Raw genomic sequence first — 26,166 nt, 5'->3', positions numbered from 1 at the left:
ATGGCTGGCATCTGGACGCTGATCGAAGTGGCGGGGGAGGCCGCGCTGCTCCTCTGGGGCCTGCACATGGTGCAGTCGGGCATCATGCGCGCCTACGGCACCCGGTTGCGGCAGAGACTCGGCACCGCGCTGTCGAACCGCCGGCGCGGCTTCGCGGCGGGGCTGCTGGTGACATCGCTTCTTCAGAGCAGCACGGCCACCGCCTTCATGGTCGCGTCGTTCTGCGCCGCCGGTGCGGTGGCGCTGGTGCCGGGGCTCGCGGCGATGCTCGGCGCCAATGTCGGCACGGCGCTGATCGTGCAGCTCTTCTCCTTCGACGTCTCGGCGGTGGCGCCGTTGCTGATCCTGCTGGGCGTCGTCGCCTTCCGCGGCGGGGAGCAGTCGCGCCGGCGCGACCTGGGCCGGGCGTCGATCGGGCTCGGGCTGATGCTGCTCGCGCTGGAACTGATGCAGACCACGGTCGCGCCGGTCGAGCATTCGCCGGCGCTGCGCGCGGTGCTGGCGGCGCTCTCCGAAAATCCCTTGGCGAACCTTCTGATCGCGGCCGTGCTCGCCTGGGCGATGCATGCCTCGGTGGCAGCGGTGCTGTTCGTCGCCTCGCTGCATGCGGGCGGCGTCATCGGGGCGGATGCGGCGATCGCGATGGTGGTCGGGGCGAATATCGGCAGCGCCTTCAATCCGCTGCTTGGCGGGGATCGCTCGGATCCGGCGCGGCTGCGTGTGCCGCTTGGCAATGTGGTGAACCGGCTGATCGGCGCCGTCATGGTGATGGCAGCATTGCCTTGGGTTGCCGCTGCGCTGGCCGCCGTCGATCCGTCGCCCGCGCGGCTGGTGGCCAATGCGCATCTGGCCTTCAACCTGGTGCTGGCGCTTGCGGCGATGCCGCTGCTGCCCGGCTTCGCGCGGCTGCTGGAACGCGTCCTGCCGGACCGGGCGGCCGGCAGCGACCCCGCGGCGCCGCGCTACCTCGACGATGCGGCGCTCGGCACGCCGCCCGTCGCGCTGGCGAATGCGGAACGGGAGGCGCTGCGGCAGGCTGATGCGCTGGAGGAGATGTTGCGCGCCATCGCCGCCGGCTTCCGCTCCGAGGACCGCGACCTCGGCCGCCGCGTCGCGCGGCTGAACGAGGTGGTGGACCGGCTGAACCGCGGCGTGCAGGCCTATCTCGCGGCGCTCGGGCCGGAGACCCTCGGCGACGAGGAGCGTCGCCGCGTCGCCGAGATCCAGACCTTCGCCATCAACCTCGAAAGCGCGGGGGATGTGCTGGAACGCAGCCTGGCCCGCGTCGCGGCGAAATGGGCGAAGGCGGGGGTGGCGCTCGATCCGGAGATGATGGCCTCGATCGAGGCGGTGCATGCCCGCGGGCTGGAGCAGCTTCAGCTCGCTGTCGCCGCCTTCATGCGGGAAGACGTCGCGGCGGCCCGGCGCCTGATCGAGGAGAAGGAACGCATGCGCGTGGAGGAGGCCGAAACGGCACGCCGCTTCGCCCTCGCCGCCGAGCCGGCCGCCGTGGCGAGCGCGGGGCTGCTGCTGGAAGTGGTGCGGGACCTCAAGCGCGTCGGCGGGCATCTCGCGGCAACGGCGCATCCACTGCTCGAACGCATCGGCGCGCTGCGCCCGACGCGGCTGACCGAGCCACCGGAGGAAGGGCTGCATCCGGCATGAGCGATATCTACGTGCGCCTCGGGGTGAGGCGGATCATCAACGCATATGGCACGAACACGCGGTTGTCCGGCGGGCTGATGGCGCCGGACGTGCTCGCCGCCATGGCCGAGGCATCCCGCGCCTGCGTGGAGATGCATGACCTCCAGGCCGCTGCCTCCCGCGCCATCGCGACGGCGACCGGGGCAGAGGCCGGCATCGTCACCGGGGGCGCGGCGGCGGCGCTGCTGCTCGGCGCAGCGGCCTGCATGGCGCGGCTCGACCCCGCGGCGATGAACCGGCTGCCGGACAGCGCCGGTCTCCCCAACGAGTTCGTCGTCGTGCGCAGCCAGCGCAACATGTACGACCGCGCCCTGCGCGCCGCCGGCGGGCATGTCGTCGAGGTCGGCATCCCCGACCGCTTCTCCGGCCCCGGCGTGCGAGATGCGAGCGCGGGCGAGGTCGCGGAGGCCATCACCGACCGCACCGCCGCCGTCTTCCACCTGGCCGGCGAGAATGCGGAACCTTCGCTGCCCGATGTCGTGCGCGTGGCGCATGCGCGCGGCGTTCCGGTGCTGGTGGATGCCGCGGCGCAGTTGCCGCCCGCGGCGAATCTGCGGCGCTTCATCGCGGAAGGCGCCGACTTGGTGTGCTTCTCCGGCGGCAAGGCGCTCGGCGGCCCGCAGGCATCGGGCATTCTCGCCGGCCGGCGCGACCTGGTGGCCTCCGCGCTAGTGCAGATGCTCGACCTCGACCTGCCGGAGGCGCAGTTCGTCGCGCCGGCGGAATTCGCCGCGCTCAACCAGTTGCGGTTCCTGCCGCACCACGGCATCGGCCGGGCGGCGAAGGCGGGGAAGGAGGAGATCGTCGGCCTGATCGTCGCGCTGTTGCGCTTCGCAGCAGAGGACCCCGCAGCGCGCACTGCGCGCTGGACGGCGCGGCTGGAGGCACTGCGCGCCGCCGTACCCGGCGCGGTCCTGGTGCACGATGGCGCCAAGCCCGGCCTGCCTTTGCTGGAACTGCGCCTCCCCGACCGCGCCGCTGCCGTGCGCGCCGAAGCCGCCTTGCGCGCGCGCGACCCGGCGGTGCATCTGGATGCCTCGCGCATCCGCCGCGGCGTGCTGGCGGTGAACCCGATCGCGCTCGATGATGACGACCTGCCGCTGCTCGCCGCGGTGCTGAAGGAATGCTGCGCATGAGCGACCTGTTTCTCGTCGGCAATGCGTCCGGCTTCTCGGGCGACCGCATCGACGCGGCCCCGCCCGTGGTGCGCACGCTGGTGCGCCGCGGCCTGCCCGCCGCGCTGTTCTTCGAATGCCTGGCCGAGCGCACCATCGCGCTGGCGCAGATCGAGAAGCGCCGCGACCCCGATGCGGGCTACGAGCCGATGCTCGAACGCCTGCTGGAACCGATCCTGGCGGATTGCGCGCGCGCCGGCATTCCGATCCTCGGCAATTTCGGCGCCGCCAACCCCATGGCGGCAGCGCGCTGCGTGGCACGGCTGGCACGGCGGCTCGGCCTGCCGGAACTGCGCATCGGGGTCGTCACCGGGGATGATGTCTCGGGCAGCGTCGATCTGAACGCCTTGCCGGTGCATGAGGCGGATGCCGGCCTCGACATGTCGGCGTGGACGCTGGTGTCCGCCAACGCCTACATCGGCGCGGCGCCGCTGGCACGGGCGCTGGCGCAGGGCGCGCAGGTGGTGGTAGCCGGGCGCACCTCCGATCCTTCGCTCGCCATCGCCCCGCTGATGCATCACTTCGGCTGGCCGGAGGATGACTGGCGGAACCTCGCCGTCGGTGCGGCTTGCGGGCATTTGCTGGAGTGTGGGTCGCAACTGACGGGCGGCGTCTTCTGGGATCCCGGATTCAAGGACATCCCCGACCCCGCCAATATCGGCTTCCCCATCGCCGAGGTCGGCCGTGACGGATCCCTGCTGGTGACCAAGGCGGAGGACACCGGCGGCCTCGTGGACCTGCGCAGCGTCAAGGAGCAGTTGCTCTATGAACTGCACGATCCCGCCGCCTACCTGACGCCGGACGTGGTCATGGACATCACCGGCGTGACCATGGAACAGGCCGGCAAGGACCGCGTCGCGCTGCGCGGCGTGCAGGGCCATGCACGGCCGGAGCGCCTGAAGGTGACCGCCTGCTACGAGGGCTCCTGGCTCGGCGAGGGCGAGGTCTCCGTCGCCGGCCCCAACGCCCTGGCCCGCGCCCGCGCCACGGCGGATGTGCTGTTGCAGCGCGTGAAGCAACGCGGCCTTGCGCGGCGCGCGCGGGCGGACCTGATCGGCGTTTCCGCCGTGCATGATTCCGACGACGGCGCGCTGTGGCGCTCCTACGACGGGCCGGAACCACCCGATATCCGCATCCGCCTCGCGGTGGAGGCGACGACGCGCGACGATGCCGACCAGGCATCGCGGGAGGTTCTGGCGATGCTCTGCTGCGGCACGGCGGGAACGTCCGGCGCGCGCTGGCGCGTGACACCGCGCATCCTGACGCGGTCCTTCCTCGTGCCGCGGGAGATGGTGCCGACCGAGGTCACGGTGCGGGAGGCACGGCTGTGGAACTGAACAACACGATGGTCGAGGTTCCCCTGCACCGCGTCGCGCACAGCCGCGCGGGGGACAAGGGCAACCGGGTGAACCTCTCGCTCATGCCCTATGATCCGGTGCTGTATCCGCTGCTCGCGGAACAGGTCACGGAGGAACGCGTGCTCGCCCTGTTCCGCCATCGCGGCGCGACGCGGTGCCGGCGCTACGACCTGCCGCTGATCCACGCCTTCAACTTCATCGTGGACGATGCGCTGGAAGGCGGGGTGAACGGCGCGCTGAACCTCGACGGGCACGGCAAGAGCCATTCCTTTCGCCTGCTCGGCATGACGGTGCGCGTGCCCGCGGCGAGCCTTCCCGCCGCGGGCTGACGGCGCAGCTCAGCCGCCTGCCACCCCCTGCGTATTCACGTAGAGGCTGTAGAGCGACTGCGCCGCCGCCATGAACAGGCGGTTCCGGTGCCTTCCGCCGAAGCAGAGATTGGCGCAGCGTTCCGGCAGGTGGATGTGCCCGATCGGCGCGCCGGCGCTGTTGAACACACGCACGCCATCCAGTGCCGCCGACATTCCCCAGCCGCACCAGAGGTTGCCGTCCACGTCCACGCGGAAGCCGTCCGGCGTCTCCCCCGCCTGGCCGGAGATGAAGATGCGGCGGTTGCGCAGCGTCGCGTCGTCCACGTCATAGGCGAGGATGTTGCGCGGCTCGGCGCGGCTCTCGACGACGTAGAGGATGCTCTCGTCCGGGCTGAAGGCGAGGCCGTTCGGGTGGTTGATGTCGTCGGCGACGCAGGTGATCTCCCCCGTCGCGCCATCCACGCGATAGACGTTGGTGGGCGGCAGTTCGGGCGCGTGCCTCTCGCCCTCATAAAAGCCGAGGATGCCGAAGGGCGGGTCGGTGAACCAGATCGAGCCGTCGGACTTCACCACCACGTCGTTCGGGCTGTTCAGCCGCTTGCCCTGGTAGTGGTTGGCGATGACGGTGATGGAACCGTCGTGCTCGAAGCGCACCACGCGGCGCCCGCCGTGCTCGCAGGCGACGATGCGGCCCTGGCGGTCGCGGGTGTGGCCATTGGCATTGCCGGACGGCTTGCGCCAGGCGGAGACGGCGCCGGTCTCCTCCTCCCATTTCAGAACGCGGTTGTTGGGGATGTCCGACCACAGCAGGCAGCGCGCGTCGCCGAGCCAGACCGGGCCCTCCCCCCAGCGCGTGCCATGGTAGAGACGTTCCACGGCCGACAGCGGCAGGTGGTACTTCCGGAAGGAAGGGTCGAGCGCGACGATCGCAGGGTCGGGATAGCGCAGGCTCGGCTGCCAGCGCGGGTCGTCGGTCATGGCGTGCTGCCTCCGGTGTGGCCCGCGGCACGCTAGAACAGATCGCATACGGCTGGAATCAGCCGTATGCGTGCAGATGCTCGCTCAGGCATGGCGAGAGCGGTCATCCGGCGGATGCAAGCGCCGCGCCGCCCCATGCCGGCATGCGACGATCGCGGGCACCCGATGCCGGCTCCCGCGGACCGCGGGCGGACCATCCGCTTCGCGACAAGGCGGGTGCCGAAGGGCAACTTCTTCCCGGGTCCCGCCTCCTTCCCCGCGATTCCGCCTTGCGCGATGCCGGCGCTTGCGGCACCGGAGGCGACATGAACCGCAAGGCGATCGCCTGGGCCACCTTCGACTGGGCGAACAGCGCCTTCCCGACCGTCGTATCGACCTTCGTGATCGCGGCCTATTTCTCCCAGGGCATCGCACCGGACCCGGCCACGGGGCAGGCGCAATGGGGGTGGATGCAAACCGCCTCCGCCCTCGCCATCGCCATCCTCTCCCCGCTGCTGGGCGCCATCGCGGATCGCGGCGGGCACCGGCGCTCGCTGCTCGCGGCCTGCACCTTCTGCACCGCCGTCTTCACCGGCCTGACCTGGTACGCCGAGCCCGACCCGTCCTGGACCCTCTGGGCCCTGGTCTGCGTCGGGCTCGCCACCATCGCCTTCGAGCTCGGGACCGTATTCTACAACTCGATGCTGCCGGAGGTGACGACGCCGGAGCACATGGGGCGCGTCTCGGGCCTCGCCTGGGGGCTGGGCTATGCGGGCGGGCTCGCCTGCCTGGGCGTCGCGCTGGTGCTGCTCGTGCAGCCGAACCCCGCCCTCTTCGGCCTCGACCGCGGCGCGTCGGAGCATGTGCGCGCCACCGCCCTGCTGGTCGCGGCCTGGACGGTGGTCTTCGCCTGGCCGGTGCTGCTCGCGGTGCCGGACCCGCCGGGCGAGCGCCTGCCCATGCAGCAGGCCGTCGCCACCTGCGTCGCCGAGACGCGCCACCTGGTGCGCGGCCTGCCCGCCCGGCCCGACATGCTGCGCTTCCTGATCGCGCGGCTCTTCTACACGGATGGGCTGAACACCCTGTTCGCCTTCGGCGCCATCTACGCCGCCGGCGTCCACGGGATGGCGTTCGAGGAGATCCTGCTTTTCGGCATCGCCCTGAACGTCACCGCCGGTACCGGTGCGGCCGGTTTCGGGCTGCTCGAGGACCGGCTGGGCTCGAAACCCACGGTGATGGTGGCGCTGGTCGCGATGGTCGTGCTCGGCGCAGCACTGCTGATGGCCGACACCAAGGCCTGGTTCTGGGGCCTGGCGATGGCGCTCGGCATCTTCATGGGGCCGGCGCAGGCGGCGTCCCGCACGCTGATGGCACGCATGGCGCCGGAGGGGGAGGTCACGTTGCATTTCGGCCTCTTCGCACTGTCCGGCCGCATCACCGGCTTCCTGGGCCCGGCGGTGCTGGCCGGCGTCACCGCGGCGACGGGCAGCCAGCGCGCCGGCATGGCGACGGTGCTGGTCTTCCTCGGTGTCGGTGCCGCCATCCTGGCGACGGTGCGGCCGGTACGGGGCTAGAGCGGATCGCATACGGCTGGTTCCAGCCGTATGCGTGAAGATGCCCGCTCAAACGTGGCTGGAGCGGTTTCCGTTCGCCCGGGCTCACGGAAGCCGCCCCGGTTCCTCGTCACGACGCCGATCCCGGGCCCGGCCGCAGCATCGTCAGCGCGTCCACGGTCGCCCTGCCGTCCGGCTGCTCGAGGCGCAGCCGGTGCCGCTGGTGCGGCGCCGGCACCGCCCGTCGCCGGAGGGCGCCATCCACCGCGGTCAGTACCGCGTCGCGGCAGTCGATCTCGTCGGCGAAGCTCGGCACCCAGTAGCGCACCACGTAGACCAGGCCATCGGGTTCGTGGGCAACCAGCCGTGCATCGGGTGCGGGCGTGGGCAGCACCTGGGGCGTCGCGGCCGCGGCCTCGGCGAGCAGCCGCTTGGCCTCCACTGCGGGCAGCGCGTGGTCGAGCGTGAGGCGCACCTGCTGGCGGTAGTGCGGGCGCGGGGCGCTGTAGTTGGTGACGCGCTGCTGCGCGATCCGCCCGTTCGGCACGACGGCCTGGATCCTGTCGAGCGTCTCGATGCGCGTCGCGCGCCAGTTGATCTCGACCACCCGCCCGCTCGGCCCGCCCTCGATCCCGACCCAGTCGCCGATGCGATACGCCCGCTCGAGGCCCAAGGCGATGCCGGCGAAGACGTCGGCCATGACCCCGCGCAGCGAGAAGCCGAGCACGGCGACGATGACGCCGGAGGTGGCGGCCGCGCCGAGAACCGACCCCTCGAACACCAGCGCGATCGTCGCCAGCGCGGCGGCAGCGAAGACGGCCGCGGCGAGCAGATCCTGCAGCAGCCTCGGTGACCGCTGCCGACGGCCCCGGCCGCCCCCGGACAGGACGAGCCCGGCGAGCCGCGTGGCAAGCCAGGCGGCGCCGAAATAGGCCGACGTGCCGAGCAGCAGCCGGAGCACGTGCAGCCCGTCCGGCCCGGGTTCCGGGACGCCGAGGGCGCTCATGGCAAGGGGGCGGCCGACCAGCAGGCCCACGCTCGCCAGCGTCACCGCCAGGGGCGAGGCGATCCGGCCTAGCGTCGTCACCGCCCCGGCGCCCGCACGCGACCGCGCCTCGTCAGCGCGCCGTTCGGTACGAACGCCATCCGATTGCCCGCCAGGGCGCGGCCGATGAATATCTCCGCGACGCGGAACCCGATCTCCAATCGTCACACCTCCTCTCCTTGCCTTGCCACCATCGCCCCGGGCGAACCGCCCTGCGCTTCCCGGCTGCCTGCCGGCGACGGGCCGACGAGCCTTCCGAAAGGCGGGAATCCGAAGGCCCCTGCTGACCCACTGGCCTCGCATGCGGATACGCCCGGCAATGATGCCGGGCGTATCACTCGATCACTTTCGGAAAGCGTCCCCGGGGCGCGGGGGGCGCGCGTCATCTGACCCGGGACCAGGCGCGCGCACGGGGCGCGCCGTCCGGGTTCAGTGGAATGCGTTACCGTCTCCTCGCCCTGCCCTCTCCGGAAACGAGGCTAAGGAGCGCAACGCCGCCAGAGCGGTTTCCGTTCGCCTGGGCTCACGGACACCGCTCCAGGTCCTCATTCCTGGGAGCAACTTCACCCGATCAGGTGATTCCACCTGATCGGGATCTGCTCAAGCAGTGCGTCGCGCAGATCGTCTGCCGCCGCGCCGGCTCAGCCAGGCTGGCCCGCCAATGGCGGCCACCATCGCAGCAATACGTGCGCGGCGAGCCCCGCCAGCAGCAGCACGCCGACGATCAGCCCGCGCATCCAGCGTGCCTCCGCCGCCGCGCCGTCTCCGAAGCCGCCATGCGGCGGGCTGGAGACGGCGCGCCCGGTATCCCCGGTCATCGGGGGCTCCGGGCGGCGCGCGACGCGCTGCCAGGCTCGCGCCGGGGCGGCTCGCTCACCGTGATCGCCACCGGATCGCTGGCGGGAAAGGTATCCGCCAGCGCCGCGTCCAATCGTGCTTCCGCCGCGAGCGCGGTCTCCGCTGCGTCCGAGCTGGTGTGCTCCGTGAACTTGTTCATCGTCATGTATGGTTGTCCTCCATGCAGAACGCACGGCGCCGTGTTTCGCGGCGACCGCACACTTGTTTCGTTTCTGCTGGGTGTCCCCGGGCCCGCGCGGCAGATACGCGTGCGATAAGACCCGGGGCTAGACGCCCGCGATCAAGGTGCCCGCGTGACGCGGGCGACGGCAATGAATCACAGCTGACCACATGGCAGCCCTGATATGGGGCCGCACCGTGGCGGCTTCAACTTCAGGTGCCATTTCCGCCCGCCTCGTGATCCTCAACCCTTCCTTCCATGCCGCTGTTCCCGGTCAGCCCCGACGAGCGCGATCGCCGCATCACATCGATGCGCGAGCGGCAGGTGGACTTCGTGGACGACAGCCCCGGCACGGTGGCAGGCATCGCGCGCCACACCAGCCGTCGCCAGATTGCAGCCTTCATTTCACGGATCACGCGATGAAGGTCGTCGGCGGCGGGAACGTCCGATCGCCAAGTGCATGGCAAGGGCGAGATCGAGTGGCGGGACGGGACGCCGTTCATCGGCCAGGCGCCGTGGACGAGCCGCTCGGGCTGCTGGCGTTGCCAAGCGGCGATGGCCGGCCCGGTTCATGGCGATCGACCTCGCGCGGGGGGCCGATCGCCGCCGCAAGCGCTTCCTGCCCCCCCCCGCAACGGCCCGGCACGGCCACCGCGGAGGACAGGAACACGACCCGGAGACTGTCAGCCATGCCGCCCGCTCCGGAGCGTCAGGCATGACGGCGGTCGGACAGCCTTCTCCCGCGCCCTTTCTCCGTCGCCCCCGAGCAGGCATAACCCCACCCCTCATGTCCGTGCGCGACCTCACCGCGCCTGGTGCCCGTCGGGCCGCCTGGCTCAATTCCCTCTTCATCGACCATGCCCTGCTCCGCCTCGGCTGGCGCAACTGGGGCGTGGTCGAAAGCGGCCGCCTCTATCGTTCGAACCACCCGACGCCCTGGCAGCTGGAGCAGGCGGTGCGGCGCCACGGCATCCGCACTGTCATCAACCTGCGCGGCCACCGGGAGGCCTGCGGCTCCGACGCGCTCGGGCGCCAGGCGGCGGCGGATCTCGGCCTCGAGCACATCGACGCGCCGCTCGAGAGCCGCGGGGCGCCGCACAAGGACCGTGTGCTGCGCCTCGCGGGCATCTTCGCGCGCATGGAGGAGCCGGCACTGATCCACTGCAAGTCGGGCGCCGACCGCACCGGGCTCGCCGCGGGGATCTGGCTGCTGGCGCAGGGCCGCCCGGTCGAGGCAGCCTGCGACCAGCTCTCGTTGCGCTACGGCCATGTGGCGGCGGCGCGCACCGGCATCCTGGACGCCTTCTTCCGCGCCTATGCGGCCTTCGTCCGGGAAAAGGGACCGAAGCCCTTCCTCGACTGGGTACGGGAAGACTATTCGGAGGACGCGCTGCGCGCCGAATTCCGCAGCAAGGCCTGGGCCGACCGCCTGGTTGACGGGGTGCTCAGGCGGGAATGAAGGCTTCGAGCGCCGCGACGTCGCCCTTCACCAGGGCGGGCACGGCGCGCGCGACCTGCTCGGCCGGCCAATCCCACCACGCGAGGCGGAGCAGGCGTTTGACCGCTGCCTCGTCGTAGCGCATGCGGACCACGCGGGCCGGATTGCCGGCCACTACGGCATAAGGCGGCACATCCCGCGTCACCACCGCGCGGGCGGCGACGACCGCGCCGTGGCCGATGGTCACGCCCGGCAGCACCAAGCATTCCGTGCCCAGCCAGACATCGTGTCCGACCATGATCGGCCCGCCGCCACGCCAGGGGTACTCCGCGAGCGGCAACGCCTCCCCGAAGGATCCACCGAGGATGCCGAAGGGGAAGGTGGAGGGTCCGGCCATGGCGTGGTTCGCGCCCGGCATCAGGAAGGTCGCACGGTGCGCGATGGCGCAGTAGCGCCCGATCGAGAGGCTGCCGAAGCCGAAATTGTACCTCACGCAGCGCTCGAGGAAGCGCAGCGGGTCCTCATGGTCGTGATAGTAGGAATACGCGCCCGCGCTGACGTTGGTGACCTGCTGATGCCTCGCGAGCAGTGGCCGCAGGAACACCGTGCCGGTGTCGCCGGGAACGGGATGCAGCGTGTCCGGGTCGGGCGGCGCGGTCATCCGGCGGTCCTCGGTGCAATGCGCAGATACATGGCCAGCGCCCCAAGCGCGATACCGAGGAAGCCCACCCCCGCCCACAGCGGCGCGGCAGGTGCGCCGCTGACGTCCCGCGCGAGCCCCGCGAGCGGCGGCAGCAGGGCGAGCGCCCCGTAGAACAGCGTGTAATGCACCCCCATGCCGAAGGCCCGGCTGGCGGGGGAGAGCGCACGCCCGACCATCGCCATCACCAAGGAGGCCGGCGGCGCCGTCAGCACGCCGAACAGGGTCAGGAAGACCCAAGGGGAAAGCCCCGCGACCACCGCGAGCAGGCACCCTGCCATGCCGAGCATGCAGGCGACGGTCACCGCCACCGGTCGCCCGGCGCGCTCGGCCAGGGCGCCGCCCATCGGCAACAGCGGCAGGATGGCGAAGCCGATGAGGGAGGTGGCGGCCCCCGCCTGTTCCGCGGGCCAGCCGCGCGCCACCAGGAACGCCGGCGCGAAGCCCAGCGCGACGACATAGGCCGCGTTGTAGAAGCCCCAGACCGTGCCGGCCGAGAGCAACGGCGCCCATTCGCCCGCGAGCAGCCCCCCGCGCCGCGGCGGCGTCGCGCCCGCCCCGTCACCGCGCGGCAGCGCCCACCACAGCGGCAGGAAGGACGCCGCGCAGGCGGCAGCGGATAGCCACAGCCCCGCGCGCCAGTCCCCGGCCAGCAGCGGCAGCACCAGCAGGGCGAAGCCGATGCCGCAAGGCCAGGCCATGAGCATCAGCCCGAGCGCCGGCGCGAGCGAAGCGCCCGAGAACCGGTCCAGCACCATCTTGGCGCAGGCGATGGCGAGCAGCGCACCGCCGATGCCGGAAACCAGCCGTCCCGCCAGCGCCACCGCGAACCCCGGCGCGAGCGCCAGCACCACGCCGCCCACCGCCATCAACCCGACCCCCGCGAGCAGCACCCGCCGGTCCCCGAGCCGCGCCATCACCCAGCCCGCCGGAAGGGCCACCGCGACGCCGGCCAGCGAATAGGCACCGATCAGCGTGCCGAGCTCCGTCCAGTCCGCTGCGAGTGCCCCGATCAGCAAGGGGCCGAGCGCGCCGACCACCTGGAACTGCGCGCCCATGGCAACGCGGGATGCTGCGAGTATGCCGAGTTCGGCCCAGCGATTCCGGGAAGCGGAGATCATGCCCGATATGGCCGGGGATCCCGCGGACGCGCCAGCCCCCTGCCCGTCTCGCCGCCTTCGGCGCGGCGCCCTATCGTGGCGCGCGAAGCAGATGGGGGGAGACTGGATGCTGCCGCTTGAAGGGGTGCGCGTGATCGAGGTGGGCCAGGCGCTGGCCGGGCCGCTCGCCGGCGTCATCATGGCCGACATGGGCGCGGACGTGATCAAGGTGGAGAAGCCCGAGGGCGGCGACGACGCGCGCGGCTGGGGCCCGCCCTTCGCGGCGGACGGCGTCACTTCGCTCTATTTCCACGGGCAGAACCGCAACAAGCGGTCCATCACGCTGGACCTCAAGCAGGCCGAGGACGTCGAGGCGCTGCACCGCCTCTGCGAGACCGCCGACATCCTGGTCCAGAACCTGCGCCCCGGCGTGGTGGAGGAGATCGGCATCGGGCCGGATGCGATGCTCGCGAGGCATCCGCGGCTGGTCTACTGCTCGATCTGGGCATTCGGCGACCGCGGGCCGATGAGGATGAGGCCCGGCTTCGACCCGCTGCTGCAGGCCTATGGCGGGATGATGAGCGTGACCGGCCGCCCGGATGACCCGCCGACCTTCTGCGGCGCGTCGATCAACGACAAGGCGACGGGGATGTTCACCGTGATCGGTGCGCTCGGCGCGCTGCGGCGGCGGGAGATCACGGGGCGCGGCGGGCTGGTGGACACCTCTCTGTTCGAGACGGCGGTGCACTGGGTCGAAGGCCAGGTGAACAACCACCTGGCCACCGGGGACATCCCGAAGCGCCACGGCACGGGTGGCGCGGTGATCGTGCCCTACCAAGTGTTCGACTGCGCTGACCGGCCGCTGTGCCTGGCCGCCGGGAACGACCGGCTGTGGACGCGCTGCGCGGCGGTGCTCGGCCACCCCGAATGGGCGACGGACGACCGCTTCGCCAAGGGCGCCGCCCGCGTGCGCAACAAGCCGGTGCTGATCCCGCTGATCGCCGAGGTGCTGAAGACGCGCCCGCGCGACGAATGGATCGCGGCGCTGGAGAAGGCGGGCGTGCCGTGCTCGCCAGTGAACGACATCCGGGAAGTGGTGGCGAGCGAGCAGTTCGCCGCGGTGGAGATCGTGCAGGACCTGCCCGGGGGCGGGCCGCGCGTGGTGGGGCTGCCGATCAGCTTCGACCGCCAGCGGCCGCGCCCGGCGCGAGGCGCGCCGGGGCTCGGGGAGCACAATGAGGAGGTGCTCGGTCCGCGCTGACACCATCCTGGCATCAGGTGTGCTGCGCTGGTCGATTTCGGGTTCCATCGGCCTGCGCCGCAGGATGCCGACCGGCGATGCGCTTGGGCCTGCGCCGCGCGATGCTGACCGGCGATTCGCTTCGGCATGCCCTGGGGGCACTGCTGGCGCCGGCGGCGGGCGCGGCGCTGATGTCGCTCTCCACGGTGGTGGTGGCGCCGAACGCGGCTGCCTCAGCGGCAGGGGGAGGACCGACTGGCGATGCTGCGCCAGGACATCGCGCGGCGGAATGGCGCCGAACGCAGGGCGCAGGGTCCTTGTCCCTGCGCCAGGCCTGCCCGGTCCATGAGGCAGCCGCCCCTCATCCTGGGCCACGCCCGGCCGCAACGACAGGCCGAACCGGTTGCTCCACCATGCAACCGGTTCTCCGGCGCACAGGCCGGTCTTCGCCGACCCTTTCCGGCGTCAGTGCCCCTTGCCCATCATCGGCAGCACGAGGCGCGTCATCAGGGGAATGGCCAGCGCGCCGATCACGAGCCCCGCCATTCCCGCGAACGCCGCATTCACCACCCAGGCCGCGAAGCCGTCCCCCGCCATCGCCGCGATGTCGTGCACCAGATGCGGCAGCGCGCCGAGGCCGAAGGCTTCCAGCCCATGCAGGATGATGCCGCCGCCAACCCAGATCATCGCGGCCGTGCCGACGATGGAGAGCACCTTCAGCAGCACCGGCATCCCGCGCACCAGCAAGCGCCCGATCGCCTGCGCCGCGCCGTTGTCGCGCCGCGCCAGCGCCACGCCGGCGTCGTCCGCCTTCACGATGATCGCGACGACGCCATAGACGAGGAAGGTGATCACCACGCCGACCAGCGCCAGCACCACGGCCTGCGTCCAGATGCCGGCATCGGGCACCGAGGCGAGCGTGATGGCCATGATCTCGGCCGAGAGGATGAAGTCCGTCTTGATCGCGCCGGCGACGCGCGTGTCCTCGAGGTGCTGGGCGCTCGCCGCCGCGGCGGGTGCCTCGTCGTGCGCGGCGTGGGGGAAGAGCCATTCGGCGACCTTCTCCGTGCCCTCGAAGCAGAGGTAGATGCCGCCGAGCACGAGCAGCGGCGTGATCGCCCAGGGCGCGAAGGCCGAAAGGGCGAGGGCCGCCGGCAGCAGGACCAGGATCTTGTTGCGCAGCGACCCGACGGCGATGCGCCCGATGATCGGCAGTTCACGGGAGGCATCGAAGCCGACGACGTAGCGCGGCGTGACGGCCGCGTCGTCGATCACCACGCCGGCCGCCTTCGCCCCCGCCTTGCCGGCATGCGCCGCGATGTCGTCGATCGACGCCGCCGCCACCTTGGCGATGGCGGCGACATCGTCCAGCAGGGCGATCAGTCCTGTGCTCATGCGAGGATTCCCGGGCGGTGCGGCGCGGGCACCCTCGCAGAAGGCGGCGCCGGCTTCAATCCGGCGCCGGAGTGTTCACCGTGCCGTCATGCGAAGCGCGGGAAGAGCACGTTGTTCTCGAGGTGGACGTGCTCCGTGAGGTCCTCGGCGAACTTGCGGAGGCCGGCGTAGAGAGCGCGCCACGTGGTGCAGGCACCCTCGGGAGGGGTGGCGTCGTCGGTCAGCGCCATGATCTGCGCGAGCTGCGCGCCGTGGTCGTCGTGTTCGTGGCGCATCATGGCGATCGGGGCGCTGGCGCTGCCGCCGTGCCCGGCCAGGATCAGCGGGAAGAGGACGCGCTCCTCCTTCATCATGTGGCTGGACAGCTCGTGCTCCATCTCCTCGAGCAGGTCGGCGAGGCCGGCGGGGACGTGGGCGTTCTGCCGATGGACGGCCTCGACGCGACGGGCGAGGCGGGCGAGTTCGGGCAGTTCGCGCCGGTGCACGGCGTGGTAGCGCTCGAGGATGCGCCCGATCAGCGCCTCGGTGGACAGCTCGGCATCGGCAGGGGCGGCACGGCTGTCGAGGGCGTCCAGCTCCGCCTCCAGGGAGGCCAGGTCGAGGCCCTTGGCGGCCGCCGCCTCGGCGAGCGGCACCCCGCCGCCACAGCAGAAATCCATCTTCCGCTTGCGGAAGACAGCGGTGGCGCCCGGGAGGTTGGCGGCGATGTCGGACAGGGTGCGTCCGGCGAAGCCCTCGGTGGCGGTGGTGCTCATGCTTCGGCTCCTGCCCCGCCCGATGCGGGGCGCTGGGAAGTCGGATGGCGCGCGGGCAGTTCGCCCTCTGCGACGGCGATGCCCATTTCGAGGCTGCTGGCGATGGTGCGGGCGCGCGTGACGAGCAGCGCGGCGCCGGCCTCGGTGCAGTGCTCGGCGGCGGTGGCCGCGAACAGCGCGAGCCAGCGGGCGAAATGCGCCGGCGTGATGCCGATCCCGAAATGCGCGCGCATCGGCTGGCCGTGGTAACGCCCTGTCATCAAGGCCACCGAGGACCAGAAGTCGCTGACCCTGCCGATGTGGTGGTCCCAGTCCGTGACACGGGCGAAGACCGGGCCGAGCAGGTCATCGGCGCGGGCACGGGCGTAGAAGTCGCGCAGCAGGGCGGCGATGCCTTCCTCGGTCAGGCCGGTCGCGGCCGCGATCTCGGCAGCCAGGGCTGCGCGGCGGGCCGGTCCTTCGGGGATGGGGGCGCTGGGCTGCATACTGGTATCTCCAATACCAATTAACGTGGCGCGGAATTCTGGTATCGTCAATACCAATTCAGGACAACCCCAATGCGCCTCCTCGCCGCCACCGACTTCGCCTTGCGGGCATTGATGCGCCTGGCCGCCGAGCCGGAACGCTGCCTCTCGACCGAGCTGCTGGCACGTGAGCTCGGCCTGTCGCGCAATCACCTGCACAAGGTGATGCAGTCGCTGTCCGCGGCGGGGCTGGTGCGCACGATGCGTGGTGCGCAGGGGGGCGTGACTCTCGCCCTGCCGCCCGAGCGGATCAGCATCGGCGCGGTGGTGCGCCGGATGGAGCACGGCCAGGCGATCGTCGAATGCTTCCGGGACGATGGCGGCCATTGCAGCCTGACGCCGCACTGCCGGCTGAAGGGCGTTCTGGCGGGGGCCGAGGTGGCCTTCTACCGGGCACTGGAGTCCGTGACCCTGGCCGATTGCGTGCCATCGATCGCTGCCCTCGTACCGGCCGGACCGCCTGGCTGACGCTGTCACGCCGTCAGGGGCGGGCGAGCGCCCCGCCAGACGCAGGCAAGGCTCTTACCGTCGCACCAGGCACGCCAATCAGCGCGGCATCGGGCTTTCCTCCGCAGCGTGCCAGGGCATATCCCGATCAGGTGGAATCACCTGATTGGGTGAAGGTGCCCGCGACAGCAAACGCCCGGAGCGGTCGCCGTCAGCCGGCGCGAACGAAAACCGCTCGCGGCGCCGCGCTCAGCGGTCCCGCTGGCCCGCGACGTAGGTTCCGCCATCGGTCGGCCGCAGCGCCTCGAACATCTCCGTCACCGCAGCGTAGTCGCGGTAGCCGCAACGGGCCACCGGCTGCGCGGCCGCCGTGTCGAAGCGGCCATCGCGAATGAACGCCTCGTCGATGTGCACGCCCATCACCTGGCCGATGATGATCCAGCCCTCGAGCGCGTGGCCCTCCACATCGTGGAACTGCATCGAATGCACCACGCGGCATTCGAACGAGGCCGGCGAGGCCGCGATGCGCGGCACCTTCACGATCCGGCAGGGCGCCGTCGCGAGCCCGGCGGCCTCGAACTCGTTCACCCCTTCGGCGTGCGCGCCGGAGGAGATGTTCATCGCATCGAACAGCGGGCGCGTGCAGAGGTTGAACACGAATTCCCCGGTCGCGATCGCGTTCGCCGCGCTGTGCTTCATCGATTCGCTGGTGAAGGCGACCATGGGCGGGCGCGAATGCACCGCGTTGAAGAAGCTGTAGGGCGCGAGGTTCGCCCGCCCCTGCGCGTCCACCGTCGAGATCCAGCCGATCGGCCGCGGCGCGACGATGGCCTTGAACGGGTCGTAGGGCAGGCCGTGGCCGAGGCGGGGTTCGTAGAACATGTGCTCTCCAATGCTCGCGCGGCGGACCGTGGCCCGTCGTCGATCGGCAGGTCAGCGCCGCGACGCCACCGCCGCCCAGATCCGCGGCCCCGCCAGCGCCAGCACCGCCAGCGCCAGGATGAGCGCGCTGCCCGGCCGCGTGACGAAGGTGGTCCAGTCGCCCTGGCTGATGGTCAATGCCTGGCGCAGCGCCTGTTCGGCCATCGGCCCCAGGATCATGCCGATCACCACCGGCGCCACAGGGAAGTCGAAGCGCCGCATGAACATCGCCACCACGCCGAGCGCATAGAGGATCACCAGGTCCATCACGCTGTTCGAGATGCCGTAGGTGCCGATGGTCGCGAAGACCAGGATGCCGCCATAGAGCTGCGGCACCGGGACCTTGAGGATGCGCACCCAGAGCCCGACCAGCGGCAGGTTCAGCACCACCAGCATGACGTTGGCGATGAACAGCGAGGCAATCAGCGTCCACACCAGCTCCGCCTGCTGCGTGAACAGCATCGGCCCGGGATTGATGCCATAGGACTGGAAGGCCGAGAGCATGATCGCCGCCGTCGCGCTGGTCGGCAGGCCTAGCGTCAGCATCGGCACGAGAACGCCCGCCGCCGCCGCGTTGTTGGCGGCTTCCGGCCCGGCCACGCCCTCGATCGCGCCGGTCGTGCCGAATTCGTGCCGGTGTTCCGGCTTCACCAGCTTCCGCTCAGCGTAATAGGACAGCATGGTCGGCATCTCGGTCCCGCCCGCCGGCAAGACGCCGAAGGGGAAGCCGAGGCCCGCGCCGCGCATCCAGGGCCAGAAGGACCGCTTCAGGTCCTCCTTCGACAGCATCAGGCGCCCGACCTCGAGCACCTCGACCTTCCCCTCATGGTGGCGCCAGGCCATGTGCAGCGCCTCCCCCACAGCGAACAGCGCGACGGCGACCAGCACCACGTTCACGCCGTCCAGCAGTTCCGTCACGCCGAAGGTCAGGCGCGGCTGGCCGGTCTGCAGGTCGATCCCCACCAGCCCGAGCAGCAGCCCCAGGAACAGCGACGTCATGCCCCGCAGCGCCGAGGAGCCCAGCACCGCGGACACCGTCACGAAGCACAGCACCATCAGGGAGAAGTATTCCGCCGGCCCCAGCACCAGCGCCCATTCGACGATCACCGGCCCGAGGAAGGCGATGCCGAGCGTGCCCACCGTGCCGGCGACGAAGGACCCGATCGCGGATGTCGCCAGCGCCGGCCCCGCGCGCCCGTTGCGCGCCATCTTCGCCCCTTCGAGCGCGGTGATGATCGACCCGCTCTCGCCCGGCGTGTTCAACAGGATCGACGTCGTGCTGCCGCCATACATCGCGCCGTAGAAGACGCCGCAGAACAGGATGAAGGCACCCGTCGCGCTGACCGTGAAGGTGATGGGCAGCAGCAGCGCGATGGTCAGCGCCGGGCCGATGCCGGGGAGCACGCCGACCGCGGTGCCGAGGAAGCAGCCGAGCAGGGCCCAGGCGAGGTTCGCCAGGGAGAAGGCATTGCCGAAGCCGAGGGCCAGGCCCGAGATCGAGTCCATCCGAAACCCTTCGCGAGGAAGATAAGGTCGGGGGAGGAGAACCTCCCCCGAGCCCCCTCCCTTCTCTGTCAGGGCGGACCGCCTGCGGCGATCCGCAAAGTATCGAAAGAAGGAGGGGGGATACGGGGGGAGTTCGCTCCCCCCGACCTTGTCGCCCTCACAGCACCGCCTCGCCCCGCAGCACGGGCACGCAGCGCCCGCCCACCGCCGCGCGATAACCGTCCGCGAGCCGCCTCGCCCGCGCCAGCAGCAGGCTCGGCCGCCCCATCTCCGCGCCCTGGATGATCTCCCACGCGCCCTCCGAGCCGCCGCCGAGCCGCAGCAGGAAGCCCGCGAGCGGTGTCGCCGCGCTGCCGGTCGCCGCGTCCTCCCAGGTGCCGGTCAGCGGCGAGAACATCCGCGCCCGGACCTTCGCCCCGTCCCGGCAGTAGATGTAGAGCGAGAGGAAGCCGCGCGTCTCCGACGGGAAATCCGCGACCGCCCGCCGGAATGCGCCGAGGTCCGGCGCCGCGGCGGCGAGCCCGGCGGGCGTCACCTCCGTCAGCAGTCGATGGTTGCCACCATCCGAGGCAAGCGTCGGCGCGTGGCGCAGGGTGAGCACCTCCGCCTCGGGAATGCCGGCGCAGGCGGCGGCGATACGGGCCGGCAGCTCGGCGCCGACCCTGAGCGGCTGCGGCGCCGCCACCTCCGCACCGATGACCCGCCCCTCCGCGTCGCGTTCGAGGGCCACCTCAACGAGCCCCGCGGGCTCCTCGAAACGGTAGGCGCGGTGCGCCTCCTCGTCCTCCCGCCCCAGCACGTAGGCGGCGCCGACGTTGGGGTGGCCGGCGAAGGGCATCTCGGCAACGCGGTTGAAGATGCGCACGCGCGCGGTGTTGTGCGGGTCGGACGGCGGCAGGACGAAGGTGGTCTCGCTGAGGTTGAACTCGGCGGCGAGCGCCTGCATCTCGGCGTCGCTCAGCCCGCGCGCATCGGGAAAGACGGCGAGTTGATTGCCGCCGAAGCGCTGCTCGGTGAACACGTCCACCGTCACGAACCGGAAGGCCCGCATCAGATCACCTCGCGCCCGATGGCGCGCAGGATGGCAGCTTCCAGGACACCCGCACCGATGTTCACGCCAAGCGCCTCCACGAACAGGAAGAAGGCGGCGAGCGAGACCGCCAGCGCGATCGCCGCGTCCCGCCCCGGCGTCGTGCTGCCGAAGGCCCGCGCAGTGCAGACGAACTGCGCCGCCGCCGAGAGGGAAAAGCCCAGCGGCCCGATCAGCAGCAGGTTCATGACCAGCCCGCCGCCGAGCCAGCCGAGCGCGCGCGGATTGGGCGGCCCGGCTTCGGCCACCTCGGGCAGGTCCGCGCTCCAGCCTCCGCGCAGCGCGGCGGCGACGAGCAGCACGCCGAGCCCGGCGAGCCCGCCCCCCACGACATAGGGCACCGCCTTCGGCCCGACCTGCGCGTAGAGCGGCGTGGTCGGGATGACGCCCGCGGCCCAGACCGCGACGCCGCCGAGCAGCAGGACGAAGACGCCCGCGGCGAGGTCGGCCGCGTCCGCCCCGCGCCGCGTCACGTCACGTCACCAGGCCGATGTCGCGGAGTACCGCCTCGGTCTCGCGCTGGTCGCGCGCGAGGAATTCCTCGAAGGCGGTGCCGGTCAGGAAGGCGTCGTCCCAGCCGCGCGTCTTCATCAGGTCCCGCCACGCCGGCAGGGCGTGCAGCGCGGTGGTGAAGTCCACCAGCGCCTGGCGCTGCGCGGCGTTGATGCCCGGCGCGCCGAACAGCCCGCGCCAGTTGCCGATGACGATGTCGAGGCCGCTTTCCTTCAGCGTCGGCACGCCTGTCAGGCTGCGGGTGTCGCCGGTGGTCGCCAGCGCGCGCATCCGCCCCGCGGCGATCTGCTCGGAGAATTCCGACACGCCGGAGATGCCCGCCTTGACCTGCGCGCCGAGGATCGCGGCCTGGGCCGGACCGCCGCCGGCGAAGGCGACATAGGATCCCTCGCGCGCGTTGCGCCCCTGCGCCTTCAGCATCAGCCCGAGGGTGATGTGGTCGATGCCGCCGGCGCTGCCGCCGCCGACCGAGACCGCGCCGGGATTGGCCTTCAGCGCATCGAGGAAGCCGCGCAGGTTCTGGAACTCGGAATTCGCCGGCACGACGATGACGCCGGGTTCGGTCGTCATGCGCGCGATCGGCGTCACGTCCTTGATGCCCACGGGCGTGCGGTTGGTCAGCACCGCGCCGACCATCACCGCGCCGCCGACCATCAGCGCGTCGCCGCGGCCGCGGCGCTGGGCGACGAAGCGCGGCAGGCCCACGGTGCCGCCGGCGCCGCCCACGTTCTCGAACTGGAAGCTGCCGACCAGGCCGGCGCCGCGCGCCACCTGCTCGACCGCGCGGCCGAGGCCGTCCCATCCGCCGCCGGGACCGGCGGGGATGAACATGTACATGCTGGCGAAGCGCTGCTGCGCGCGCGCCAGTCCGGGCGTGAGGCCGAGCGCAGCGGTCGCGGCGAGAAGGGTGCGGCGTTGTGTCATGTTCGGTGGTCCGGCGTTGTCCTCGTGGTGGGGTGGAGTCTGCGCTCGGGCCATGGCGGCCGCCAAGGGCAAAACCGCCTGTTTGCCGCCGCGGCACGCCCGGCACTTGCCCCGACGGGCGTGCCCCGCGAGGATGCCGTGAATCGTGAGGAAGGCCGCACTGATGGAAGACGACAAGGACAGACCGCGACTTGGGCGCCGCATGCTGGTGCTGCGCATCGCCGGCGTTGGGGTCGCGGGCTCGGCCCTGGCCGGCTGCGTGATGCCGCCGCCGGGGGGGGCGGTCTATGCCCCGGGGCCGGCACGCACCGGCTACACCGACGCCGACCCGAATGACGGCCCGGGCTTTGGGCGCGGCGGCTATCGCCGCGGCACCGGCCTCACGGATGCCGACCCGAACGACGGGGCCGGACAGGGCCGTGGCGGCTATCGCGGCAACCGCGTCTACACCGGCGTGAACGATTCCGACCCCGGCGACGGCGCGGGCTATGGCCGCGGCGGCTACCGCGGCCGCGCACGCACCGGCTACACCGACGCCGATCCCGGCGACGGCGCGGGCTATGGCCGCGGAGGCTATCGCCGGCAGATATCGGATAGCGACCCGCGCGATGCGCCGGGGCGCGGCCGCGGCTGGTGAAACGCTTCGGCGCCATTGTGCGCCGGCGCACTTAGCATTCCCTCACGACTCTTGCGGAAACCGCCGCGGAGAGCCGATGATTGCCGTGGGGAAATGGAGTGCACGAGGCCATGACGGAGAAGGACGTCGCGAAGGCAGCGCCTGGCGATACGGAACGGGATGAGGGACGGGGCCTGGGGCGACGCCTGCTGGTCCTGCGCCTCGCCGCGGCCGGTGGCGCTGCGGCGACCGCGGCCATCGCACCGGCTGCCAAGGCGATCGAGCCGACGCCCGTCCAGTATCGCACCGGCCTTACCGATTCCGACCCGAACGACGGCGCCGGCTATGGCCGTGGCGGCTACCGTCGCGGCACCGGCATCACCGATTCCGACCCGAACGACGGCGCCGGCAATGGCCGCGGCTACCGTCGCGGCACCGGCATCACCGATTCCGACCCGAACGACGGCGCCGGCAATGGCCGCGGCTATCGCCGCGGCACTGGCATCACCGATGCCGACCCGAACGACGGCGCCGGCAATGGCCGCGGCAACCGCGCACCGCAGCGCCGCGCCTATACCGGCATCAATGACGGCGATCCCGGCGATCCGTCCGGCTACGGCAGCGGCTGGCGGCAGCGCCAGCGCGGCGTGACCGACAACGACCCCGGCGACGCGCCCGGCCGCGGCCGCGGCTGGCGCTGACGCGCAGCGGCACACCGGCGCCGCCATGAGCGACGACGAGACCACACGCCGCAGCCGCCTCGGGCGGCGGCTGCTGGTCTTCGCCGTCCCTGCCGCCGCCGCCGCGCCAGCCGCAGCCACGGCGCAGCCCCGGACCGGCTATTCCGACAGCGACCCGAGGGATGCCGCCGGGCGTGGGCGCCCCCGGACGGGATATTCCGACAGCGATCCGCGCGACGCCGCGGGCCGCGGCCGCCCCCGCACCGGCTACTCGGACAGCGACCCGCGGGATGCCGCCGGGCGCGGAAGGCCCTATACGGGCCAATCGGACAGCGATCCGCGCGACTCGGCCGGACGGGGGCGGCCCCGCACCGGCTATTCCGACAGCGACCCGCGTGACGGCGCCGGGCGCGGTCGGCCCCATACAGGCTATTCGGACAGCGACCCGCGCGACGCCGCGGGCCGCGGAAGGATCAGATGACGACGACACTTGCCGAGGGATCCTGGACCCTCGCCTTCGGTTCCCTGTCCCTCGAGGACGGCATCGCGCTCCGGGAAGGCACGGCCTGGAGGATGTTTCCGGGCAACGACCCCGATCGCTACGCCGGGCTGCTTTCCATTGCTGACCTCGACGCGTTCCTGCGCACCGACGCGGCGCGCACGCCGCGCGTCTCGATGGCCGACGGCGCGCGCACGGGCAGCGCCGCGGTGCCGCACGAGGAATACCTCGAGGATGGCAGCGACCGCGTGGACCTGCCGCGGCTGCTCGCGCGCCACGACGACGGGGCGAGCCTCGTCGTCTCCCAGTTCCACGAGATCCATCCGCCGCTCGCGCGCTTCTGCCGCGGGCTGGAAAAGGCCTTCCTGCACGGCGTTCAGGCCAACATCTACATGACGCCGCCGGGGGCGCAGGGCTTCCGCGTGCATTTCGACACCCATGACGTGCTGGTGCTGCAGGTCTCCGGCCGCAAGGCGTGGCGGGTGTGGGACGCGATCCCCTACGCCGCGCCGACGCGCCACACGCCGTGGTCCAACAACGCCGCGACCGAGGGCGAAGCGCACGAATTGGTCATGGCGCCTGGAGACGCGCTCTACCTGCCGCGCGGCGTGATGCACGAGGCGATGGTACAGGAAGGCGCCGATCCGTCCCTGCACATCACCATCGGGCTGCTCGAACCCGGACTGGGCGAGATGCTGCGCCAACTGCTCGCCGACCTGGAACCCGAGGAACCCGCCCTGCGCGCCGCCATGCCGACCTGGCGCCTGGCGGAACCCGACGGCGTCGCGGCGGTGGAGGCAAGGCTGCGCGCGGCGCTCGACGCGCTGGCGAAGCCGGGCCTGGCGGAACGGCTGGCGGTCGCGGCGCTCGACCGCGTGACGCAGGATCGGCTCTCCCTGCCCGGGCGCTCGCTGACGACGAGGCCGCCGGCGGCGATGGACAGGCTGCGCCTGTCGGAAACCATGCACCACACGCTGGTCCCGCTTCCCGAAGGCGGCGCGGCCCTGCGCTGGTATGGCGGGGTGGAGACGCTGAGCGCGCAGGAACTCGATTGGCTGCAGGCGCTGGAGGATGGCGCCACGGCGGAGGAACTCGGCGAGGGGGCGCTGAAGTTCTGCCGCAGGCTGGCCAGGGCCGGGCTGCTGGAACGGGCTTGAAGGTCGGGGGAGGAGAACCTCCCCCGAATCCCCCTCCCTTTTTTGATCCCTTGGAAACTGATGGCGAAAGGCAGGTCCAAGGATCACTCCCCGGGGCGCTTCCTCAGGCCTCGGCCCTTCACGATGGCGTCGTCCCCGAACCTGGCGCGAAGCGCCTCCACCGCCGCCCAGCGCGCGGCTCGCTTCGGCGCCTCGGGGTCCGCCAGGTCGCCGAGGTCGGCCTGATCGGCCGGGGCCAGCGGTTGCGCCCCGATCCCGATCAGCCGGAAGGCCGTCCCGTCCGCTTCCTTGGCCAGCATCGGCCTCGCGGCGGCAAACAGCACCTCCGGCAGGCGCGTGGGCTGGGGCAGGCGGGCCGCGCGGGTGCGCGTGGCGAAACCCGCGGTCTTGAGCTTGAGCGTCACGCCGGCCGCGGCGAGGTCCTTCTCCTTCAGCCGGCGGGCGAGCTTTTCGCACAGGCGCCAGAGCGGCGCCTCCAGCGCCTCGCGCGCCGCGATGTCCGTCTCGAAGGTGGTCTCGGCGCTGATGGACTTGGTCTCGCGGTCGGGGGTGACGCGGCGGGCATCCTCACCGCGCGCGCGGGCGGCCAGCGATGGGCCGTCCTCCCCGAAGCGCTGGGCCGCCTCCCGCGGCGCCAGCGAAGCGAGTTGCCCGAGGGTCGAGAACCCCGCCGCCTGCAGGCGCTTCGCCAGCGCCGGCCCGACCCCGGGCAGCACGGAAACCGGCTGCGGCGCGAGCCAGGCGGCGGCCTCGTCCGCGCCGATCACCGCGAAGCCGCGCGGCTTGTCGCGCTCCGCCGCGAGCTTCGCCATCAGCCGGTTGGCGGCAAGCCCGACCGAGACGGTGACGCCGACCTCCCGTTCCACCGCGAGGGCGAAGCGCGCCAGCACCACGGCGGGCGGGGCGCCGTGCAGCGCCTCGGTACCCGCGAGGTCGAGCACCGCCTCGTCGATCGACATGGGCTGCACAAGCGGCGTGAGCGCTTCCATCATGGTGCGGATGCGGCGGCCCTCGCGGACGTATTTCGCGATGTCCGGCTTGATGACCACGGCGTCCGGGCAGGCGGCCAGCGCCTTGAACATCGGCATGGCGCTGCGCACGCCACGGGTGCGCGCGATGTAGCAGCAGGCGGCGACGACGCCGCGCTTCCCGCCGCCGACGATGACGGGCCTGGTCAGCAGTTCCGGCCGGTCGCGCTTCTCGACGCTGGCGTAGAAGGCGTCGCAATCGACATGCGCGACGGTCAGGCGGAACAGGTCGGGGTGCGCGATCGTGCGCCGCGATCCGCAGGCGGGGCAGCGGGTGAAGGCGGTCTCGGCACGGTGCTGGCAGTCGCGGCAGAGCGCCGGCATGGCGCTAGCGTCGCACGAGGAAGGGCAGCACCGCCATCCAGGCCAGCACCGGCAGGGCGACGGCCTGCTCGACCGCGCCGCGGGGCGCGCGGGCGGCGGCGAGGCCGGTGACCGCGAAGGCGAGGCCGAGCGCGGCGTCGAGCAGGATCACCGTACCGAGGCCGATGGCGGCGACGCCGGCCCGCTGG

29 protein-coding genes are annotated in these 26,166 nt (G+C 72.0%); 13 read left to right on the top strand and 16 right to left on the bottom strand.

The window, feature by feature from the left end; translation table 11 throughout:
• Genes GXW76_RS03675 through GXW76_RS03660 form a run of 4 tightly spaced genes read left to right on the top strand, consistent with a single transcriptional unit; the run spans nucleotide 1 to nucleotide 4,566 of the window.
• Nucleotides 1-1,665 (top strand): Na/Pi cotransporter family protein, encoded by a 1,665-nt coding sequence (locus tag GXW76_RS03675; RefSeq protein ID WP_211860638.1) that lies wholly within the window; start codon nucleotides 1-3, stop codon nucleotides 1,663-1,665.
• Nucleotides 1,662-2,840 carry an aminotransferase class V-fold PLP-dependent enzyme gene (locus GXW76_RS03670; protein WP_211860637.1) on the top strand — a complete coding sequence of 393 codons (1,179 nt, stop codon included), beginning with the start codon at nucleotides 1,662-1,664 and terminating at the stop codon, nucleotides 2,838-2,840. The genes GXW76_RS03675 and GXW76_RS03670 overlap by 4 nt, the downstream gene beginning before the upstream one ends.
• Nucleotides 2,837-4,216 carry an acyclic terpene utilization AtuA family protein gene (locus tag GXW76_RS03665; RefSeq protein WP_211860636.1) on the top strand — a complete coding sequence of 460 codons (1,380 nt, stop codon included), beginning with the start codon at nucleotides 2,837-2,839 and terminating at the stop codon, nucleotides 4,214-4,216. Before GXW76_RS03670 ends, GXW76_RS03665 begins: the two co-directional genes overlap by 4 nt.
• Nucleotides 4,207-4,566, top strand: coding sequence for an AtuA-related protein (locus tag GXW76_RS03660; RefSeq protein WP_338150880.1), 360 nt, complete (start codon nucleotides 4,207-4,209; stop codon nucleotides 4,564-4,566). The genes GXW76_RS03665 and GXW76_RS03660 overlap by 10 nt, the downstream gene beginning before the upstream one ends.
• A gap of 9 nt (nucleotides 4,567-4,575) precedes the next feature.
• On the opposite strand, the gene GXW76_RS03655 is transcribed toward GXW76_RS03660, so the two are convergent.
• Nucleotides 4,576-5,526 carry an SMP-30/gluconolactonase/LRE family protein gene (locus GXW76_RS03655; protein WP_211860635.1) on the bottom strand — a complete coding sequence of 317 codons (951 nt, stop codon included), beginning with the start codon at nucleotides 5,524-5,526 and terminating at the stop codon, nucleotides 4,576-4,578.
• Nucleotides 5,527-5,831: 305 nt separating this feature from the next.
• Here GXW76_RS03655 and GXW76_RS03650 point away from each other — a divergent pair, with 305 nt between their 5' ends.
• The gene (locus GXW76_RS03650; RefSeq protein ID WP_211860634.1) at nucleotides 5,832-7,079 is read left to right on the top strand and encodes an MFS transporter; all 1,248 of its coding nucleotides are present in this window, start codon (nucleotides 5,832-5,834) and stop codon (nucleotides 7,077-7,079) included.
• A gap of 109 nt (nucleotides 7,080-7,188) precedes the next feature.
• Here GXW76_RS03650 and GXW76_RS03645 read toward each other — a convergent pair whose 3' ends face one another.
• The 3 genes from GXW76_RS03645 to GXW76_RS03635 all read right to left on the bottom strand — a co-directional run bounded on the left by GXW76_RS03645 (nucleotide 7,189) and on the right by GXW76_RS03635 (nucleotide 9,106).
• On the bottom strand, nucleotides 7,189-8,145 hold the full coding sequence (locus GXW76_RS03645) for a mechanosensitive ion channel family protein (RefSeq protein ID WP_211860633.1): 957 nt from the start codon (nucleotides 8,143-8,145) through the stop codon (nucleotides 7,189-7,191).
• A 599-nt stretch (nucleotides 8,146-8,744) separates the two neighbouring features.
• Nucleotides 8,745-8,921 (bottom strand): hypothetical protein, encoded by a 177-nt coding sequence (locus GXW76_RS03640; RefSeq protein ID WP_211860632.1) that lies wholly within the window; start codon nucleotides 8,919-8,921, stop codon nucleotides 8,745-8,747.
• Nucleotides 8,918-9,106 (bottom strand): hypothetical protein, encoded by a 189-nt coding sequence (locus GXW76_RS03635; RefSeq protein WP_211860631.1) that lies wholly within the window; start codon nucleotides 9,104-9,106, stop codon nucleotides 8,918-8,920. Before GXW76_RS03635 ends, GXW76_RS03640 begins: the two co-directional genes overlap by 4 nt.
• 273 nt (nucleotides 9,107-9,379) lie before the next feature.
• Here GXW76_RS03635 and GXW76_RS03630 point away from each other — a divergent pair, with 273 nt between their 5' ends.
• Both GXW76_RS03630 and GXW76_RS03625 read left to right on the top strand, forming a co-directional pair.
• Nucleotides 9,380-9,544: a hypothetical protein gene (locus GXW76_RS03630; protein WP_211860630.1), complete on the top strand. Its 165-nt coding sequence runs from the start codon at nucleotides 9,380-9,382 to the stop codon at nucleotides 9,542-9,544.
• A gap of 364 nt (nucleotides 9,545-9,908) precedes the next feature.
• On the top strand, nucleotides 9,909-10,580 hold the full coding sequence (locus GXW76_RS03625) for a tyrosine-protein phosphatase (RefSeq protein WP_211860629.1): 672 nt from the start codon (nucleotides 9,909-9,911) through the stop codon (nucleotides 10,578-10,580).
• Here the strand turns inward: GXW76_RS03625 and GXW76_RS03620 are convergent.
• Nucleotides 10,567-11,220: a CatB-related O-acetyltransferase gene (locus GXW76_RS03620; protein WP_211860628.1), complete on the bottom strand. Its 654-nt coding sequence runs from the start codon at nucleotides 11,218-11,220 to the stop codon at nucleotides 10,567-10,569. The genes GXW76_RS03625 and GXW76_RS03620 overlap by 14 nt on opposite strands.
• Nucleotides 11,217-12,380 (bottom strand): MFS transporter, encoded by a 1,164-nt coding sequence (locus tag GXW76_RS03615; protein WP_211860627.1) that lies wholly within the window; start codon nucleotides 12,378-12,380, stop codon nucleotides 11,217-11,219. Before GXW76_RS03615 ends, GXW76_RS03620 begins: the two co-directional genes overlap by 4 nt.
• 106 nt (nucleotides 12,381-12,486) lie before the next feature.
• Here GXW76_RS03615 and GXW76_RS03610 point away from each other — a divergent pair, with 106 nt between their 5' ends.
• Nucleotides 12,487-13,620 (top strand): CaiB/BaiF CoA transferase family protein, encoded by a 1,134-nt coding sequence (locus GXW76_RS03610; RefSeq protein ID WP_211860626.1) that lies wholly within the window; start codon nucleotides 12,487-12,489, stop codon nucleotides 13,618-13,620.
• A 444-nt stretch (nucleotides 13,621-14,064) separates the two neighbouring features.
• Here GXW76_RS03610 and GXW76_RS03605 read toward each other — a convergent pair whose 3' ends face one another.
• The 3 genes from GXW76_RS03605 to GXW76_RS03595 all read right to left on the bottom strand — a co-directional run bounded on the left by GXW76_RS03605 (nucleotide 14,065) and on the right by GXW76_RS03595 (nucleotide 16,234).
• On the bottom strand, nucleotides 14,065-14,994 hold the full coding sequence (locus GXW76_RS03605) for a DUF808 domain-containing protein (protein WP_211860625.1): 930 nt from the start codon (nucleotides 14,992-14,994) through the stop codon (nucleotides 14,065-14,067).
• Nucleotides 14,995-15,080: 86 nt separating this feature from the next.
• Nucleotides 15,081-15,749, bottom strand: a complete 669-nt coding sequence (ytfE, locus tag GXW76_RS03600) for an iron-sulfur cluster repair protein YtfE (RefSeq protein ID WP_211860624.1) — start codon at nucleotides 15,747-15,749, stop codon at nucleotides 15,081-15,083.
• Nucleotides 15,746-16,234: a group III truncated hemoglobin gene (locus tag GXW76_RS03595; protein ID WP_246513895.1), complete on the bottom strand. Its 489-nt coding sequence runs from the start codon at nucleotides 16,232-16,234 to the stop codon at nucleotides 15,746-15,748. Before GXW76_RS03595 ends, ytfE begins: the two co-directional genes overlap by 4 nt.
• Before the next feature lie 72 nt (nucleotides 16,235-16,306).
• Here GXW76_RS03595 and GXW76_RS03590 point away from each other — a divergent pair, with 72 nt between their 5' ends.
• Nucleotides 16,307-16,741, top strand: a complete 435-nt coding sequence (locus GXW76_RS03590) for an RrF2 family transcriptional regulator (protein WP_211860623.1) — start codon at nucleotides 16,307-16,309, stop codon at nucleotides 16,739-16,741.
• A gap of 228 nt (nucleotides 16,742-16,969) precedes the next feature.
• On the opposite strand, the gene GXW76_RS03585 is transcribed toward GXW76_RS03590, so the two are convergent.
• From GXW76_RS03585 to GXW76_RS03565, 5 genes are all read right to left on the bottom strand, one after another.
• Nucleotides 16,970-17,602, bottom strand: coding sequence for a flavin reductase family protein (locus GXW76_RS03585; protein ID WP_211860622.1), 633 nt, complete (start codon nucleotides 17,600-17,602; stop codon nucleotides 16,970-16,972).
• 51 nt (nucleotides 17,603-17,653) lie between these two features.
• Nucleotides 17,654-19,147: a tripartite tricarboxylate transporter permease gene (locus GXW76_RS03580; protein ID WP_211860621.1), complete on the bottom strand. Its 1,494-nt coding sequence runs from the start codon at nucleotides 19,145-19,147 to the stop codon at nucleotides 17,654-17,656.
• Between the two features lie 157 nt (nucleotides 19,148-19,304).
• The gene (locus GXW76_RS03575) at nucleotides 19,305-20,198 is read right to left on the bottom strand and encodes a PhzF family phenazine biosynthesis protein (protein ID WP_211860620.1); all 894 of its coding nucleotides are present in this window, start codon (nucleotides 20,196-20,198) and stop codon (nucleotides 19,305-19,307) included.
• A complete protein-coding gene (locus tag GXW76_RS03570; RefSeq protein WP_211860619.1) occupies nucleotides 20,198-20,710 on the bottom strand; it encodes a tripartite tricarboxylate transporter TctB family protein in 513 nt (170 codons plus the stop codon). The genes GXW76_RS03575 and GXW76_RS03570 overlap by 1 nt, the downstream gene beginning before the upstream one ends.
• A gap of 1 nt (nucleotide 20,711) precedes the next feature.
• Nucleotides 20,712-21,674, bottom strand: coding sequence for a Bug family tripartite tricarboxylate transporter substrate binding protein (locus GXW76_RS03565; protein ID WP_211860618.1), 963 nt, complete (start codon nucleotides 21,672-21,674; stop codon nucleotides 20,712-20,714).
• 145 nt (nucleotides 21,675-21,819) lie between these two features.
• On the opposite strand from GXW76_RS03565, the gene GXW76_RS03560 reads away from it, so the two are divergent.
• The 4 genes from GXW76_RS03560 to GXW76_RS03545 all read left to right on the top strand — a co-directional run bounded on the left by GXW76_RS03560 (nucleotide 21,820) and on the right by GXW76_RS03545 (nucleotide 24,626).
• Entirely contained in the window at nucleotides 21,820-22,311 is a 492-nt protein-coding gene (locus GXW76_RS03560) for a hypothetical protein (protein ID WP_211860617.1), read from the top strand.
• A 110-nt stretch (nucleotides 22,312-22,421) separates the two neighbouring features.
• Nucleotides 22,422-22,991 carry a hypothetical protein gene (locus tag GXW76_RS03555; protein ID WP_211860616.1) on the top strand — a complete coding sequence of 190 codons (570 nt, stop codon included), beginning with the start codon at nucleotides 22,422-22,424 and terminating at the stop codon, nucleotides 22,989-22,991.
• A 25-nt stretch (nucleotides 22,992-23,016) separates the two neighbouring features.
• The gene (locus GXW76_RS03550; RefSeq protein ID WP_211860615.1) at nucleotides 23,017-23,451 is read left to right on the top strand and encodes a hypothetical protein; all 435 of its coding nucleotides are present in this window, start codon (nucleotides 23,017-23,019) and stop codon (nucleotides 23,449-23,451) included.
• Entirely contained in the window at nucleotides 23,448-24,626 is a 1,179-nt protein-coding gene (locus GXW76_RS03545) for a cupin domain-containing protein (protein WP_211860614.1), read from the top strand. The genes GXW76_RS03550 and GXW76_RS03545 overlap by 4 nt, the downstream gene beginning before the upstream one ends.
• An 83-nt stretch (nucleotides 24,627-24,709) precedes the next feature.
• Here GXW76_RS03545 and GXW76_RS03540 read toward each other — a convergent pair whose 3' ends face one another.
• Nucleotides 24,710-25,978, bottom strand: coding sequence for a DNA polymerase IV (locus GXW76_RS03540; protein WP_211860613.1), 1,269 nt, complete (start codon nucleotides 25,976-25,978; stop codon nucleotides 24,710-24,712).
• 4 nt (nucleotides 25,979-25,982) lie between these two features.
• Nucleotides 25,983-26,166, bottom strand: a 184-nt coding sequence (locus GXW76_RS03535) for a hypothetical protein (RefSeq protein WP_211860612.1), incomplete at its 5' end; no start/stop codon positions are given.

The organism is Neoroseomonas soli, assembly GCF_018129065.1.
GTDB lineage: Bacteria > Pseudomonadota > Alphaproteobacteria > Acetobacterales > Acetobacteraceae > Neoroseomonas > Neoroseomonas soli.
The sequence above is the reverse complement of the archived record's forward strand: the minus strand, read 5'-3'. Positions and strand labels throughout refer to the sequence as shown.

Coding starts and splice junctions, on each gene's coding strand:
- GXW76_RS03675 (WP_211860638.1), top strand. CDS start 1: ATGGCTGGCATCTGGACGCTGATCGAAGTGGCGGGGGAGGCCGCGCTG.
- GXW76_RS03670 (WP_211860637.1), top strand. CDS start 1,662: ATGAGCGATATCTACGTGCGCCTCGGGGTGAGGCGGATCATCAACGCA.
- GXW76_RS03665 (WP_211860636.1), top strand. CDS start 2,837: ATGAGCGACCTGTTTCTCGTCGGCAATGCGTCCGGCTTCTCGGGCGAC.
- GXW76_RS03655 (WP_211860635.1), bottom strand. CDS start 5,526: ATGACCGACGACCCGCGCTGGCAGCCGAGCCTGCGCTATCCCGACCCT.
- GXW76_RS03650 (WP_211860634.1), top strand. CDS start 5,832: ATGAACCGCAAGGCGATCGCCTGGGCCACCTTCGACTGGGCGAACAGC.
- GXW76_RS03640 (WP_211860632.1), bottom strand. CDS start 8,921: ATGACCGGGGATACCGGGCGCGCCGTCTCCAGCCCGCCGCATGGCGGC.
- GXW76_RS03635 (WP_211860631.1), bottom strand. CDS start 9,106: ATGACGATGAACAAGTTCACGGAGCACACCAGCTCGGACGCAGCGGAG.
- GXW76_RS03630 (WP_211860630.1), top strand. CDS start 9,380: ATGCCGCTGTTCCCGGTCAGCCCCGACGAGCGCGATCGCCGCATCACA.
- GXW76_RS03625 (WP_211860629.1), top strand. CDS start 9,909: ATGTCCGTGCGCGACCTCACCGCGCCTGGTGCCCGTCGGGCCGCCTGG.
- GXW76_RS03620 (WP_211860628.1), bottom strand. CDS start 11,220: ATGACCGCGCCGCCCGACCCGGACACGCTGCATCCCGTTCCCGGCGAC.
- GXW76_RS03615 (WP_211860627.1), bottom strand. CDS start 12,380: ATGATCTCCGCTTCCCGGAATCGCTGGGCCGAACTCGGCATACTCGCA.
- GXW76_RS03610 (WP_211860626.1), top strand. CDS start 12,487: ATGCTGCCGCTTGAAGGGGTGCGCGTGATCGAGGTGGGCCAGGCGCTG.
- GXW76_RS03605 (WP_211860625.1), bottom strand. CDS start 14,994: ATGAGCACAGGACTGATCGCCCTGCTGGACGATGTCGCCGCCATCGCC.
- ytfE (WP_211860624.1), bottom strand. CDS start 15,749: ATGAGCACCACCGCCACCGAGGGCTTCGCCGGACGCACCCTGTCCGAC.
- GXW76_RS03595 (WP_246513895.1), bottom strand. CDS start 16,234: ATGCAGCCCAGCGCCCCCATCCCCGAAGGACCGGCCCGCCGCGCAGCC.
- GXW76_RS03590 (WP_211860623.1), top strand. CDS start 16,307: ATGCGCCTCCTCGCCGCCACCGACTTCGCCTTGCGGGCATTGATGCGC.
- GXW76_RS03585 (WP_211860622.1), bottom strand. CDS start 17,602: ATGTTCTACGAACCCCGCCTCGGCCACGGCCTGCCCTACGACCCGTTC.
- GXW76_RS03580 (WP_211860621.1), bottom strand. CDS start 19,147: ATGGACTCGATCTCGGGCCTGGCCCTCGGCTTCGGCAATGCCTTCTCC.
- GXW76_RS03575 (WP_211860620.1), bottom strand. CDS start 20,198: ATGCGGGCCTTCCGGTTCGTGACGGTGGACGTGTTCACCGAGCAGCGC.
- GXW76_RS03565 (WP_211860618.1), bottom strand. CDS start 21,674: ATGACACAACGCCGCACCCTTCTCGCCGCGACCGCTGCGCTCGGCCTC.
- GXW76_RS03555 (WP_211860616.1), top strand. CDS start 22,422: ATGACGGAGAAGGACGTCGCGAAGGCAGCGCCTGGCGATACGGAACGG.
- GXW76_RS03550 (WP_211860615.1), top strand. CDS start 23,017: ATGAGCGACGACGAGACCACACGCCGCAGCCGCCTCGGGCGGCGGCTG.
- GXW76_RS03545 (WP_211860614.1), top strand. CDS start 23,448: ATGACGACGACACTTGCCGAGGGATCCTGGACCCTCGCCTTCGGTTCC.
- GXW76_RS03540 (WP_211860613.1), bottom strand. CDS start 25,978: ATGCCGGCGCTCTGCCGCGACTGCCAGCACCGTGCCGAGACCGCCTTC.